The organism is Streptomyces sp. NPDC088812, assembly GCF_044750285.1.
In the GTDB taxonomy this organism is placed as follows: Bacteria; Actinomycetota; Actinomycetes; order Streptomycetales; family Streptomycetaceae; genus Streptomyces.
This window is the reverse complement of sequence record NZ_JBIVJP010000011.1, coordinates 157580-171474: the sequence shown is the minus strand read 5'-3', so window position 1 is coordinate 171474 and position 13895 is coordinate 157580. Positions and strand designations below refer to the sequence as shown.

Annotated in this window: 13 protein-coding genes; 10 read left to right on the top strand and 3 right to left on the bottom strand. The window is 72.6% G+C overall.

Annotated features, from left to right (window positions below):
* Positions 1 to 40: 40 nt before the first annotated feature.
* From rsgA to ACIP67_RS20885, 3 genes are all read right to left on the bottom strand, one after another.
* Positions 41 to 1051 (bottom strand): ribosome small subunit-dependent GTPase A, encoded by a 1011-nt coding sequence (gene rsgA / locus ACIP67_RS20895; RefSeq protein WP_401693465.1) that lies wholly within the window; start codon positions 1049 to 1051, stop codon positions 41 to 43.
* A 10-nt stretch (positions 1052 to 1061) separates the two neighbouring features.
* Positions 1062 to 2402 carry a 3-phosphoshikimate 1-carboxyvinyltransferase gene (gene aroA, locus ACIP67_RS20890; protein WP_401693463.1) on the bottom strand — a complete coding sequence of 447 codons (1341 nt, stop codon included), beginning with the start codon at positions 2400 to 2402 and terminating at the stop codon, positions 1062 to 1064.
* 269 nt (positions 2403 to 2671) lie between these two features.
* On the bottom strand, positions 2672 to 3394 hold the full coding sequence (locus tag ACIP67_RS20885; RefSeq protein ID WP_389514066.1) for a M50 family metallopeptidase: 723 nt from the start codon (positions 3392 to 3394) through the stop codon (positions 2672 to 2674).
* Positions 3395 to 3588: 194 nt separating this feature from the next.
* On the opposite strand from ACIP67_RS20885, the gene ACIP67_RS20880 reads away from it, so the two are divergent.
* From ACIP67_RS20880 to ACIP67_RS20835, 10 genes are all read left to right on the top strand, one after another.
* Positions 3589 to 4404, top strand: a complete 816-nt coding sequence (locus ACIP67_RS20880) for an SOS response-associated peptidase (RefSeq protein WP_401693461.1) — start codon at positions 3589 to 3591, stop codon at positions 4402 to 4404.
* A 31-nt stretch (positions 4405 to 4435) separates the two neighbouring features.
* Entirely contained in the window at positions 4436 to 5065 is a 630-nt protein-coding gene (locus ACIP67_RS20875; RefSeq protein WP_401693460.1) for an alpha/beta family hydrolase, read from the top strand.
* Positions 5066 to 5376: 311 nt separating this feature from the next.
* A complete protein-coding gene (sigR, locus tag ACIP67_RS20870; RefSeq protein ID WP_401693627.1) occupies positions 5377 to 6072 on the top strand; it encodes an RNA polymerase sigma factor SigR in 696 nt (231 codons plus the stop codon).
* Entirely contained in the window at positions 6069 to 6383 is a 315-nt protein-coding gene (rsrA, locus tag ACIP67_RS20865; RefSeq protein ID WP_401693459.1) for a mycothiol system anti-sigma-R factor, read from the top strand. Before sigR ends, rsrA begins: the two co-directional genes overlap by 4 nt.
* A 232-nt stretch (positions 6384 to 6615) precedes the next feature.
* Positions 6616 to 7923 carry an HD-GYP domain-containing protein gene (locus ACIP67_RS20860; RefSeq protein ID WP_401693458.1) on the top strand — a complete coding sequence of 436 codons (1308 nt, stop codon included), beginning with the start codon at positions 6616 to 6618 and terminating at the stop codon, positions 7921 to 7923.
* On the top strand, positions 7920 to 9188 hold the full coding sequence (locus ACIP67_RS20855; RefSeq protein ID WP_401693457.1) for an HD-GYP domain-containing protein: 1269 nt from the start codon (positions 7920 to 7922) through the stop codon (positions 9186 to 9188). Before ACIP67_RS20860 ends, ACIP67_RS20855 begins: the two co-directional genes overlap by 4 nt.
* Positions 9189 to 9358: 170 nt before the next feature.
* A complete protein-coding gene (locus tag ACIP67_RS20850; RefSeq protein ID WP_401693625.1) occupies positions 9359 to 10339 on the top strand; it encodes a tetratricopeptide repeat protein in 981 nt (326 codons plus the stop codon).
* A 149-nt stretch (positions 10340 to 10488) separates the two neighbouring features.
* Positions 10489 to 11139 (top strand): peptide deformylase, encoded by a 651-nt coding sequence (def, locus tag ACIP67_RS20845; protein WP_401693456.1) that lies wholly within the window; start codon positions 10489 to 10491, stop codon positions 11137 to 11139.
* Positions 11140 to 11418: 279 nt separating this feature from the next.
* Entirely contained in the window at positions 11419 to 12528 is a 1110-nt protein-coding gene (gene cyc1, locus ACIP67_RS20840) for an epi-isozizaene synthase (protein ID WP_401693455.1), read from the top strand.
* A complete protein-coding gene (locus tag ACIP67_RS20835) occupies positions 12525 to 13895 on the top strand; it encodes a cytochrome P450 (RefSeq protein ID WP_401693454.1) in 1371 nt (456 codons plus the stop codon). Before cyc1 ends, ACIP67_RS20835 begins: the two co-directional genes overlap by 4 nt.

Sequence of the window (13895 nt, the reverse complement as noted above, 5' to 3'; positions counted from 1 at the left end):
TGCACTTACCGGACTCACGCACCGACAAACAACGCGGAGGTCAGTCGCCTTCCGTGCGCTCCCGCGTGGACAGCAGCCGGCGCAGCGAGTACAGCCGCGCCGGGTCGGCGTGCCCGTCGGCCACCCAGGTGTCCAGCGCGCAGTCCGGTTCGTCGTGGCTGCACGCGCGCGGGCAGCCCGTCGTGCCCGGCTCCAGGTCGGGGAAGGCGTGGATCACCCGGGACGGGTCGATGTGGGCGAGACCGAAGGAGCGCACGCCCGGGGTGTCGATCACCCAGTCGTCCGTGCCCGCCAGGGGGAGGGCCAGGGCCGAGGTCGTGGTGTGCCGGCCGCGGCCGGTCACCGCGTTCACATGGCCCGTCAGACGGCGCCGTTCCTTCGGGACCAGCGCGTTGACCAGCGTCGTCTTGCCGACGCCGGAGTGGCCGACGAACGCCGTGATCCGCCCGGTGAGGTGTTCGCGCACCCGGTCCGCCGCGTCGCCGTTCTCCAGTTCCCCGCGGCTGGTGACGACGTAGGGGATGTCGAGGTCGCCGTACAGCTCCAGCAGCTTGTCCGGCGGGGCCAGGTCCGACTTCGTCATGACCAGCAGGGGTTCCAGGCCGCCGTCGTAGGCCGCCACCAGGCAGCGGTCGATCAGCCGGGGCCGGGGCTCGGGGTCGGCCAGGGCCGTGACGATCGCCAGCTGGTCGGCGTTGGCGACCACGACCCGCTCGTAGGGGTCGTCGTCGTCCGCGGTGCGGCGCAGCACCGAGGTGCGCTCCGTGATGCGGACGATGCGCGCGAGGGTGTCCTTCGTCCCGGAGAGGTCGCCGACGAGGGCGACGCGGTCGCCCACGATCGCCGCCTTGCGGCCGAGCTCGCGGGCCTTCATGGCCACCACGATCCGGTCGTCCACGAGGCAGGTCAGACGGCCGCGGTCGACGGTGAGGACCATGCCCTCGGTCGCGTCCTCGTGCTTGGGCCGGATGTGCGTGCGCGGCCGGTTGCCCTTGCGGTTGGGGCGGCTGCGGATGTCGTCCTCGTCGGTGTGCTTGCCGTAGCGGCGCATGGCGAAGTCCCTAGGCCCCGAGCATCCCGGTCCACAGCTCCGGGAAGTCCGGCAAGGTCTTCGCCGTCGTCGCCACGTTCTCGATCCGCACGCCCTCGACGGCCAGCCCGATCACCGCGCCGGCCGTGGCCATGCGGTGGTCGTCGTAGGTGTGGAAGACCCCGCCGTGCAGGGGCCGCGGGCGGATGTGCAGTCCGTCGGCCGTCTCCGTCACGTCCCCGCCGAGCTCGTTGATCTCCTTGGTGAGCGCGGCCAGCCGGTCCGTCTCGTGCAGCCGCAGGTGGGCCACGCCCCGCAGGGTGGAGGGGGAGTCCGCGAGGGCGGCGACCGCGGCGATGCCCGGGGTCAGTTCCCCGACGTCGCCCAGGTCGACGTCGACGCCGTGCACCGCACCCGAACCGGTGAACACCAGGCCGTACTCGGTCAGCTCGCAGGAACCGCCCATCTCGGTGAAGATCTCACGCAGCCGGTCGCCCGGCTGGGTGGTGCGCGCGGGCCAGTCGGGGATGACCACCCTGCCGCCGGTGACCAGCGCCGCCGCGAGGAACGGCTGCGCGTTGGACAGGTCCGGCTCGATGGTCAGGTCCCGGCCGAGCAGCGCGCCCGGCGTGACCCGCCAGACGTTCGGCTCGCCACCCGACTCCGGGGTGTCCACCTGGGCGCCGACCGCGCGCAGCATGTCCACCGTCATCCGGATGTGCGGCAGGGAGGGGAGCGTCGAGCCGGTGTGCCGGACCTCGACGCCCTGGTTGAAGCGCGGGCCGGACAGCAGCAGGGCGGAGACGAACTGCGACGACGAGGACGCGTCGATCTCCACCGGACCGCCGTCCAGCGCGCCCCCGCCGTGCACCGTCAGCGGCAGCGCGCCCCGGCCGTCGTCGTCGATCCGGGCGCCGAGCACCCGCAGCGCGTCGATGACGCCGTTCAGGGGACGTTCGTACGACCGGGGGTCGCCGTCGAAGCGGACCGGGCCGTCGGCGAGCGCGGCCACCGGCGGCAGGAACCGCATCACCGTGCCGGCGTTGCCGACGTCGACCGTGGCCGGGCCGCGCAGCCCGGCGGGCAGCACCCGCCATGCCTCACCGCCGCTCTCGGGACCGCCCGCCACGGTGGAGCTCGACGACACCGTCTCCTCGATGCCCACGCCCATCGCCCGCAGCGCGTCCGCCATCAGCAGGGTGTCGCGGGAGCGGAGGGGACGGCGCAGCCAGCACGGCTCGGAGGCGAGGGCGGCGAGGACGAGAGCGCGGTTGGTGACCGACTTGGACCCCGGCACGTGGACCGTCGCGTCGACGGCTCCGCTCGCGTGCGGGGCGGGCCAGAGGGCGGTGTGGGCGGGGTTTTCCGGCATGCGACCACTCTATAAGCAGGGCGGCACCGGGGTGCGGCGCCGTTGTGGCTGGTCCGGCCGAGCGGCGGGCCGCCGGTCGTACCCCGCGTCCCCGTGTCCCCGCCCCCGCGCGGGCGCCCCGGTGACCGGCGCGCGTGGCCACGGCCCCCCCCGCACGGCCGTGACGGCCCCCGCGCACCCGGGGCGGGCGCGTGTCACCACCGCCCCGGCGCCCCCGCGCGGACGCCTCCGGAAGCCCGCCCCCGTGGGGCGGCTCCCCCGGAAACCCCTCACCACCCCAACAGCCACCGCCCGCCCCCCATCAGGGAGCACAGGCTCACCGCGTGGAAGAGGAACAGCCACAGCCCCGCCGGTACGTGCGTCAGGCGCGCGAGCTGGTCCGCGTCCGAGTCGCCCGCCCCGCCCCGCGACCGCTTCGCCTGGAGTTCGAACGCCGGGCGCACCCCGCCCAGCAGCAGGAACCACACCACCGCGTACGCGAACGCCGCCTGCACCTGGGGGCCGGTCAGCCAGGAGACCAGGAGGAAGGCGCCGCCCGTGAGGATCACCGTCAGGGCCCCGTACGCGTTGCGGATCATGACCAGCATGGCGATCAGCAGCGCGGTCGCCAGCCACAGCAGCAGGGTGATGCGACCGGCACCGAGCAGGGCCGCGCCGCCCAGTCCGAGCAGGGGAGGGGCGGTGTAGCCGGCGGCCGCGGTGAGGATCATGCCGAGGCCGTGCGGCTTGCCCCGGCTGACGGTCAGGCCGCTGGTGTCGGAGTGCAGCCGGATGCCGGTGAGCGTGCGGCCGGTGAGCAGGGCGACCAGGCCGTGGCCGCCCTCGTGGGCGATGGTGATCGCGTTGCGCGATATGCGCCACAAGGTGTGCGGAACCACTACGGCGAGGGCCGCCACCACGGTGGCCAGCACCACCCACAGGTCGGGGTCGGGCTGGGTTCCCGTGAGACGGTCCCAGAGGTCGGGCAGCGCGGTGGCGGCGGAGCTGTCCATGTGTCCCGGTGGCTCCCTCTCGTCTTGTGCCGGCCTCGTCCCGTGTCGACGGGGGCCGGCGGTGTCGGTGTCGGTGGGTCTCGGCGCTGTCGGGGGTGTCGGTGCCGGCGGTCCGGTGCGCCGACGGGTCCCGCGCCCGGCTCCCGGCCCGGGGCGGTGGTCGGGGGGCGGGTGAGCCTGGCAGTGTGGCACGTATGTGCGGACGGTATGCAGCGAGTCGCAGGCCCGAGGATCTCGCAGGAATCTTTGAAATCGAGAAGTGGGAGCCCGAGGAGTCCCTGGCCCCCGACTACAACGTGGCGCCCACCAAGGAGGTCCACGCCGTCCTCGACCGTCCCCTGAAGGACGCCGGCGACCGGCGACCGGTTCGCCAGCTGCGCAGACTGAAGTGGGGGCTCGTGCCCTCCTGGGCCACGTCGCCCGAGGGCGGCGCCCGGATGATCAACGCCCGTGCGGAGACCGTCCACGAGAAGCCGTCGTACCGCCGTGCCTTCGCCGCCCGGCGCTGCATCCTGCCCGCCGACGGCTACTACGAGTGGGTCACCGGCCGGCAGGAGCGGGAGCTGGAGGTCGAGGGCAGGAAGAAGCGGCCCCGCAAGCAGCCGTACTTCGTGCTCCCGGCCGACGGCTCGGTGTTCGCGATGGCCGGGCTGTACGAGTTCTGGCGCGACCGCACCCTGCCCGACGACCACCCCCAGGCCTGGTGGGTGACCTGCTCGGTGATCACCACCGAGGCGGAGACGGCCCCGCTCGCCGTGGCCCCGGCCGACGGCCCGCACGCGCTCGCCGACATCCACCCCCGGATGCCCCTGATGCTCACCCCCGACCGCTGGGACGCCTGGCTGGACCCGGCGCGCACCGACGTCGAGGACCTGCGCCTCCTGCTGGAGCCGCCACCGGCGGGTCTGATGCGCGCCTACCCGGTGTCCACGGCCGTCAGCAACGTCCGCAACAACGGCGCGGAGCTGCTCAAGGAGCTGGAGGGGCCCGAGGAGGGCACACTCTTCTGACCCGAGGAGGGCACACTCTTCTGATGTGACGGTGACGACAGAGACCATTCCCACGGACGCGGGCGACGCGCGCATCACCTGGCACCGGGCCCGCGGGGCGCGGCTGCTGCTGGCGGTGAGCCACGGCGCCGGCGGCGGCATCGAGGCCCGTGACCTCCGGGCGCTCGCCGCCGCCCTCCCCGCGCACGGTGTGACCGTGGCCCTCGTCGAGCAGCCCTGGCGGGTGGCCGGCAAGAAGGTGGCGCCCGCGCCGAAGACGCTCGACGTCGGCTGGCGCGGGATCTGGCCGGCCGTCGCGAAGACCGGGCTGCCGGTGATTTCCGGCGGACGGTCGGCGGGCGCCCGCGTGGCCTGCCGGACCGCCGCCGAGCTCGGCGCCCACGCCGTGCTCGCGCTCGGCTTCCCGCTGCACCCGCCGGGCCGGCCGGAGAGGTCCCGCGCCGCCGAACTCCTCGGCGCCGGGGTGCCCACCCTGGTGGTCCAGGGCGGCAACGATCCGTTCGGCAGGCCCGAGGAGTTCCCCGAGGGGCCGTACGAACTCGTCGAGGTGCCCCACGGCGATCATGGCCTGGCGGTGCCCAAACGGGCGGAAATCAGCCAGGAGCAGGCTCTGGAAACCGTCACCTCCGCCGTCGTCCGGTGGGCCGCGCGCCTGGGGTGACGGGCCGGGAATGTTGCGGACCGGGACGCTGTTGAGGCGGACGGAAGTGCTGAACACGCAGCACCGATGTCGTGGGAGAGGAAGTCCGCCGCATGGGTTCGACCATCTGCCCGCTCGCCGCCCACCACCGCCCGGTGGACGGGCTGCGCCCGGGAGAGTCCGATTCGAGCCGCAGCAGCCGCCCGGATCTGGACTGGACGGTGCTGCACGCGGCCAAGACCACTCCTTTTGGAGCGGCGGCAGGCACCGGTCGTCGTCTATCCTCCGATTCGAGTGGGGCCGGTGTCGGTCCCGCCCGCGATCTTGAGGAGGTGGGTCCGGTCACCGGTACCGACGCAGGGACCGACAACGGCCAGGCGGAGCTGCCCGAGGGCCAGGGCACAGGCGTGGAAGCGGGCACGGAGTCGACCGCGGAGCGCAGCGCGCGCTTCGAGCGGGACGCGCTCGAGTTCCTCGACCAGATGTACTCGGCCGCGCTGCGCATGACGCGCAACCCGGCCGACGCCGAGGACCTGGTGCAGGAGACGTACGCCAAGGCGTACGCGTCCTTCCACCAGTTCCGCGAGGGCACCAACCTCAAGGCCTGGTTGTACCGGATCCTCACCAACACGTTCATCAACTCGTACCGCAAGAAGCAGCGTGAACCCCAGCGCAGCGCGGCCGAGGAGATCGAGGACTGGCAGCTGGCGCGCGCCGAGTCGCACATGTCGACCGGTCTGCGGTCGGCCGAGTCGCAGGCGCTGGACCACCTGCCCGACTCGGACGTGAAGGCGGCGCTCCAGGCCATTCCCGAGGAATTCCGCATCGCCGTGTACCTCGCCGATGTCGAGGGCTTTGCGTACAAGGAGATCGCGGACATCATGGGGACACCCATCGGTACGGTGATGTCCCGGCTTCACCGGGGCCGCCGGCAACTGCGCGGCATGCTCGAGGACTACGCCCGAGAGCGCGGGCTGGTGCCGGCCGGCGCCGGCAAGTCGGACGAAGCGAAAGGCTCGGGCTCATGAGCTGCGGAGAGCCGCACGAGACGGACTGCAGTGAGGTCCTCGACCATCTCTACGAGTTCCTCGACAGTGAGATGCCGGTCGTCGATCGCGACAAGTTCAAGCAGCACTTCAGCGAGTGCTCGCCGTGCCTGGAGAAGTACGGGCTCGAAGAGGCGGTGAAGAAGCTCGTCAAGCGCTGCTGCGGCCATGACGACGTGCCCTCCGACCTGCGCTCCAAGGTCATGGGCCGGCTCGACCTGCTCCGTTCGGGACAGGCCGTGCCCGAACACGACGTGACGCACGACGTGACGGCCACCCCGCAGGAGTCCTGACGGCGGCCCGGCAGGAGTCCTGCCGGCGGTTCTCGCAGGAACCCCGGCGGCCGTCCCGCGGGAAGCCCGTACGGCCACGCGCCGGAACGGCCACGTGCCGGAACACTGACGAACACCGTCACCCGAATGTGCTAATCCGCGGGTGATACGCCCGCAGAGCCACCCCCCGCCACCCTAGGCTCCGGAACCTGAATCCGGAGCCTGTGGACGGCGCGGCCGGGGGGAGGGTGGCATGGAAGAGATCCCGGCGCGGGCGCGGGTGTACGTCGTCTCCGTCGCCCTCGGGGCCCTGCCCTGTCTGCTGCCGCTGCCGTCGGTGCGCGCCCCCTGGTGGGCGGTCCCGCTGCTCGCCGCGCTGTACGCTGGCGGTGAGCGGATCGCCCGCCGCCGCTTCGCCGGCACCTTCTACCCCGTGCTGCTCGCCGGGGCCTTCCTGCTGCCGCCGTACGCCGCCGCGCTCGTGCCGCTGCCCGGCGCGCTGCTCTCCGCCGTCGAGCAGCGGCCCCGCCTGCCGCGGCGGATCTGCCGCGCCGCCCACCTGGCGATCGCCGTGTGGGCGGCCGCCCGCGTGCACGGCGCGCTGGACGCGCGGCACGCCGTCGAGGCCTGCGACGTCCCGCAGGCGTTCCTGCCGGCCGGGGCCGCCGTCCTGGTGTTCTGCGGGGTGCTCGCCGCGCTCGACGGAACGATCCTGGCGCTGGCCGAGGGGCTGCCGCCCACCCGGGTGTGGCGCGGGCTGTTCCTGGGGTCGCTCGCCCCCGTCGCGGTGCACGGGCTGGCCGGGCTGATGATGGCCGTCCTCTGGCACAGCCCCTACGGGCCGGTCGCCGCACTGCTCGTGCTCTTCCCGATGGCCGTCTCCTGGTGGATGTTCGCCCAGTACCACCGGGAACGGGCCGCCCACCAGGCCACGATCCGGGCGCTGGTGCAGGCCGTCGACATCAAGGACGGGTACACCCGCGGACACAGCGAGCGGGTCGGACAGGCCTCGATGATGATCGCGCGCGAGCTGGGCATGGACGAGGGGCGGGTCGAGGTGCTCCGCTTCGCCGGCATCCTGCACGACGTCGGCAAGCTCGGCGTCCCCACCCGGCTGCTGCGCAAGGACGGGCCGCTGACGCCGGAGGAACGACGGGTGATCGAACTGCACCCGGAGTACGGGCACGAGATCACCCGGGGCATCTCCTTCCTCGGCGAGGCCCGCTCGGCGATCCTCCACCACCACGAGCGGGTCGACGGCAGCGGCTACCCCTACGGGCTGGTGGGCAGCCAGATCCCGGAGTGCGCCCGGGTGGTGGCGGTCGCCGACGCCTTCGACGCGATGACCTCCACCCGGTCCTACAGCAGGGCGCGTCCGGTGGCGGTGGCCCTGGAGGAGCTCCAGCGGTGCTCCGGCTCCCAGTTCGACCCCCGGATGGTGACCGCGCTGGCCCGGGTGATCGGCCGGGAGGGATGGCGGCCCGTGGTCACGGCCGACGAGCCCCGGCCCGCGGTGCCGCCCCCCGCCCCCGTCCACGGCGGGTCCGGAGCGCGCCGATGACCTCCCGCCGCCCCCTGGTCGCCCTGCACGGCAGCGCCGCCGTCCTCGTCGCCGGCTCCCTGCTGGTCACCCTCCGCTCGGGCGTCGAGGAGCGGCCCGTCGCGCTCGCCTTCGGGGTCCTCGTCGCCGTCGGCGAGCTGACCCTCCCACCCGCCCGGCTCGTCCCGTTCCCGGGCGGGGCGGCCCCGAGGGGCGGGCCCGCGCCGCGCGAGGCCGCGCCCCTCGGGGCCGCCGGGGCGCTGTCGTACGCGCTGCTCGGCGAGCACGCCGGGCAGGCCTCGCACCACGGGGTCGCGCAGGTCGTCTCCGTCGTGTTCGCCGCCTCCCTGCTCGGCAGCGTGCCGCACCTCGCGCGCGGGGACGGGCCCGTCCTGGACCACCTGGCGCGCCGCGTCCTGGCCGTCGGCTTCACCGCCGTGTGCTTCCAGCCCCTCTACCACCACGGGGTGTTCGACCCCTGGAGCGGCCCGGCGTACGCCCTGCTGCTGCTCGCGCTGCTGGTCCTGACCGTGCTGTGCGACGCGGTGGTCGCGGCCGCGCTCGCGCACTCCCGCACCCGCTGGCCGTTCGCCCCGCTGCTCCGCGACGAGCTGCGGTCGGTGCCCGGGATCGGATCGGCCGTGTGCGCGACGGGCGCGGTGATGGCGCTCGCGGTGGCCGTGGTCGGACTGTGGGCGCTGCCCGTGTTCTCGGTACCGCTGCTGCTCACCCAGCACTCCCTGCGCCGGTACGCCGCCGTCCGCGCCACCTACCGGCAGACCATCGCCTCCCTGGCCCGCGCCACCGAGATCGCCGGGTACACCCCCGCCGGGCACGCCCGCCGGGTCGCCGCCCTCAGCCAGGCCGTGGGCCGGGACCTGAAACTGACGGAGCCCGAACTCACGGTGCTGGAGTACGCCGCGCTGATGCACGACATCGGCCAGCTCAGCCTCGTCGACCCGGTCCCGGCGGGGGCCACGGCCGGGCTGCCGGCCGCCGAGCAGCGGCGGATCGCGCTGCTGGGCGGGGCCGTCGTCCGGCAGACCGGGGCGGACGGGCAGGTCGCGGCGGTCGTGGAGCGGCAGGCCGACCCCTACCCCGAGCAGCCGGTCGCCGCCCGGATCGTGCGGGTGGTCAACGCCTACGAGGAGAAGGTGCGCGACGCCGGCCCCGGCGGACCGCTCACCGCGCTGGAGGAGCTGCGGCTGGGGACGGGCACCCACTACGCTCCGGAGGTGGTGGAGGCGCTCGCCCGGGTACTGGGCGATCAGGGGCGCGGCGGGTGAACGCCTCGGCCGGCAGGGCCCGCGGGCGCCGGCCGGGACGGTCTGACCTCCCCGCCGGTGGGTAACCCATGGGTAATGAGCGACCTTCCAGCCACACGTGGTTGGATGCGAGGGAGAGGGTGTCCGGGGGCACCGGCCAGCCCACACCACGGCACTGGCAGGCGGGAATCGTGAGGATCTTCGGCAAGGGACGGCACCGGCCCTCCGCCTCCTGGCGGCAGGCCACCGACCGCGCGTTCACCCTGATCGGCGACGGCCGGTACGAGGACGCGGGGGCGCTGCTGACACGTGCCGCCGATCTGGAGCCCTGGCTGTCCGAGTCCTGGTTCAACCTCGCCCTGCTGCACAAGTTCCGGCACGACTGGGAGCAGGCCCGCACCGCCGGACTGCGCGCGGTCGCCCTCCTCGACCGGGAGAGCGGCGCCCCCGACTGGTGGAACGTCGGCATCGCGGCGACCGCCCTCCAGGACTGGCCGCTGGCCCGCCGCGCCTGGCAGGCCTACGGGCTGAACGTGCCGGGTGGTGCCACCGTCGTCGGCGAGCCCCTCGGCATGGACCTGGGCAGCGCCGCCGTACGGCTGTCCCCGGAGGGGGAGGCCGAGGTGGTGTGGGGGCGGCGGCTGGACCCGGCCCGGATGGAGGTGCTGTCGATCCCGCTGCCGTCGTCCGGGCGGCGCTGGGGCGAGGTCGTCCTGCACGACGGGGTGCCGCACGGCGAGCGGACCACGTCCGCCGGGCACGCCTACCCCGTCTTCGACGAGATCGAGCTGTGGGCGCCGTCCCCGGTTCCCACCTGGGTGGTCCTGCTGGAGGCCGCCACCGAGTCCGACCGGGACGCGCTGGAACAGCTGGCCGGCGACGCGGGGTTCGCCGCCGAGGACTGGTCGTCGTCGGTGCGGCTGCTGTGCCGGACGTGCTCGGAGTCGCGGATGCCCTCCGACGAGGGCGACGGGGAGCACCTGGACCCGCACGACCACAGCGAACCGGGGCATCCCGGGCCGCTCGGGCACCGTACCGACGGGCAGTTGTGGGTGCCGGAGCGGGAGTGCGGGGTGGCCGCGCCGGCGTCTCTGGTGCGGGGCCTGCTGGACGGGTGGGTCGCCGACAGCCCGGACTCCAGGGACTGGCGTGATCTCGAAGAGGTCTGCTGAGGCCGGCTCCCGGCGGCGGGCCCGTCGCGGCCGGTCGCGCCCGCGCGGCGGAGCCGCATGCCGGAACCGGCCGCGCGCCCCTTCCGGCCGCGTCCCCGTACCCTGTATCCGCAACTTCACCCCCCGTTTTGAGGAAGGCATCGTCGGTCATGGCGCAGCAGGACACCGATCAGCAGCACGCGGGCGTGCTCCCCGTGGACGACGAGGGCTTCGTCATCGACACCCAGGACACCGAGGAGCGGGAGCGGGCGTACCGTGAGCGCGGCACTTCGCGGCCGATCACCGTCGTCGGCAACCCCGTCCTGCACAAGGAGTGCAAGGACGTCACCGAGTTCGACGACGAGCTGCTGAAGCTGGTGGACGACATGTTCGCCAGCCAGCGCACCGCCGAGGGCGTGGGCCTGGCCGCCAACCAGATCGGCGTCGACCTCAAGGTCTTCGTCTACGACTGCCCCGACGACGAGGGGGTTCGGCACGTCGGTGTGGTGTGCAACCCCAAGCTCGTCGAACTGCCCGCCGACCGGCGCCGGCTGGACGACAGCAACGAGGGCTGCCTGTCGGTGCCGACCGCGTACGCGCCGCTCGCGCGGCCGGACTACGCCGAGGTGACCGGTCAGGACGAGAAGGGCAACCCGATCAAGGTACGCGGCACCGGATACTTCGCACGGTGTTTGCAGCACGAGACCGACCACCTCTACGGGTACCTGTACATCGACCGCCTCTCCAAGCGTGAACGCAAGGACGCGCTGCGGCAGATGGCCGAGAACGAGCCTCGCTACCCCGTGGTCGCCAACGACTGAGCCGCGCTCCGCGCTGCTGCGCCCCAGACGCCTGGCCGGGATTCCTCCCGGCCAGGCGTCGTTCGTAGGTCCGACGCACGTTCGATCGCTGCTGCACATCTACTGATCCGCAATCGGTCATGCGGAGGGGGATTCCCGTCAGGTTGAGGGAGCGAATACAGCAAATCCGTTCCCAGGACGGTCAGTTGTAGGGCTGAATGGGATGAGCGGGGATACGCAACGGCGCACGCCCGGCATGCGGGAGAGGTGTGCGCCACTGGCGGCTGAGAGGGGTTGTTCGTGCCAGCTTTCCCATACAGCACCACATACAGCACCACATGCAGCACCACGGCGACGGTGACCGCGGTCGCGGTCCCGCCCTCACTCTCCCTCCCGGTCATCGAGGCGGTGTTTCCCCGGCAACTGCACCCTTATTGGCCCCGGTTGCAGGAGAAGACGCGCTCCTGGCTGCTGGAAAAGCGGCTCATGCCGGCCGACAAGATCGCGGAATATGCCGATGGCCTGTGCTACACCGACCTGATGGCGGGGTACTACCTCGGTGCCTCCGAGGAGGTGCTCCAGGCCATCGCCGACTACAGCGCGTGGTTCTTCGTCTGGGACGACCGGCACGACCGCGATGTCGTGCACGGCCGGGCCGGCGACTGGCGGAGGCTGAGGTCGCGCCTGCATGCGGCGCTGGACGCGCCGGACGACCACCTGCGTCATGAGGATCCGCTGGTCGCCGGGCTGGCGGACAGCGCGGGCCGGCTGTTCTCCTTCCTCCCCGGCACCTGGAACGCCCGGTTCGCCCGGCACTTCCACGCCGTCATCGAGGCCTACGACCGGGAATTCCGCAACCGCGTCGAAGGGCGGATCCCGGCCGTCGACGAGTATCTCGCACTGCGCCGGCTCACCTTCGCCCACTGGGTCTGGACGGATCTGCTGGAGCTGAGCGCGGGACACGAAATACCGGAACCGATCCGAAAACACCCGGCCTATCGGCGGGCGGCCCTGCTGAGCCAGGAATTCGCCGCCTGGTACAACGACCTGTGCTCGCTTCCCAAGGAAATAGCGGGCGATGAGGTGCACAATCTCGGAATCAGTCTCGTCACCCATGAGGGAATGAGCCTGGAAGAGGCTGTCGAGGAAGTCCGGCGGCGCATCGAACGATGCATATCGGAGTTCCTGGCCGTGGAGCGGGACGTACTGCGGCTGGCCGACCGGGTCGATGACGGGACGGTCCACGGAAAGCAGGTGAGCACCGCCGTCGGTGCCTGTCTCGCGAACATGCGGAACTGGTTCAGCTCCGTCTACTGGTTCCACCACGAGTCGGGCCGCTACCGGGTCGACAGCTGGGACGACCGGTCCACCCCTCCGTACGTCAGCAACGAACCGGCAGGTGAGAAATGACCGTCGAGTCGGTGAAACCCGCGACGCCCGACGCCCCGGAACTGCGAGAGCCGCCCCTGGCCGGCGGCGGGATTCCGCTTCTCGGCCACGGCTGGCGGCTCGCCAGGGGTCCGCTGGCCTTCATGACCCGGCTGCGCGACCACGGCGACGTCGTCCGCATCAGGCTCGGCCCCAAGACGGTGTACGCCGTCACCGACGCCGGCCTCACCGGAGAGCTGGCCCTCAGCCCCGACTACATCATCGCCGGACCCCTGTGGGAGTCCCTGGAGGGCCTGCTCGGCAAGGAGGGCGTGGCCACCGCCAACGGGCCGCTGCACCGGCGCCAGCGACGCACCATCCAGCCCGCGTTCCGGCTCGACGCCATCCCGGCCTACGGGCCGATCATGGAGGAGGAGGCGCACGCGCTCGCCGAGCGCTGGAAGGGCGGCGGGACGATCGACTGCACCTCGGAGGCGTTCCGCATCGCGGTCCGCGTCGCCGCCCGCTGCCTGCTGCGCGGCCGGTTCATCGACGAACGCGCGGAGCGGCTGTGCACCGCCCTCGCCAGTGTGTTCCAAGGTATGTACCAGCGCATGGTGGTGCCACTCGGGCCGTTGTACAAACTACCGCTTCCGGCCAACCGCGAATTCAACCGGGCCCTGGCCGATTTGCATCTCCTGGTCGACGAGATCATCGCCGAACGCCGGGCGTCCGGTCAAAGGCCGGACGATTTGCTGACGGCATTGCTGGAAGCGAAGGACGACAATGGCGACCCCATCGGGGAACAGGAGATCCACGATCAGGTCGTCGCGATACTCACCCCCGGCAGCGAAACCGTCGCCGCCACGATCATGTCTCTGCTGCTGGTCCTCGCCGACCACCCGGAACACGCCGACAAAGTGCGGGCCGAGGCCGAGGCCGTAACCGGGGGGCGGCCCGTCGCATTCGAGGACGTGCGCAAGCTGACGCACACCAACAACGTCGTCACGGAAGCCATGCGTCTGCGCCCCGCCGTATGGATTCTGATGCGGCGGGCGGTCACCGACACCGAACTCGGCGGGTATCGCATTCCGGCCGGTGCCGACATCGTGTACAGCCCGTACGCGATCCAGCGGGACCCCCGTTCCTACCGGCGGCACCTGTACTTCGACCCCGACCGGTGGCTCCCCGAGCGGTCGGGCGACGTTCCGAAGTACGCCATGCGCCCCTTCGGGGTGGGCAAGCGCAAGTGCCCCGGCGACCACTTCTCCATGGCCCTGCTCACCCTGGTCACGGCGGTGCTCGCGGGAACGTTCCGCTTCGAGCAGGTCACCGGCTCCGACGCCGCGACCCGGGTGGGCATCACCCTGCGCCCGCAGCGGCTGCTGCTGACGCCGGTACCCCGCTGA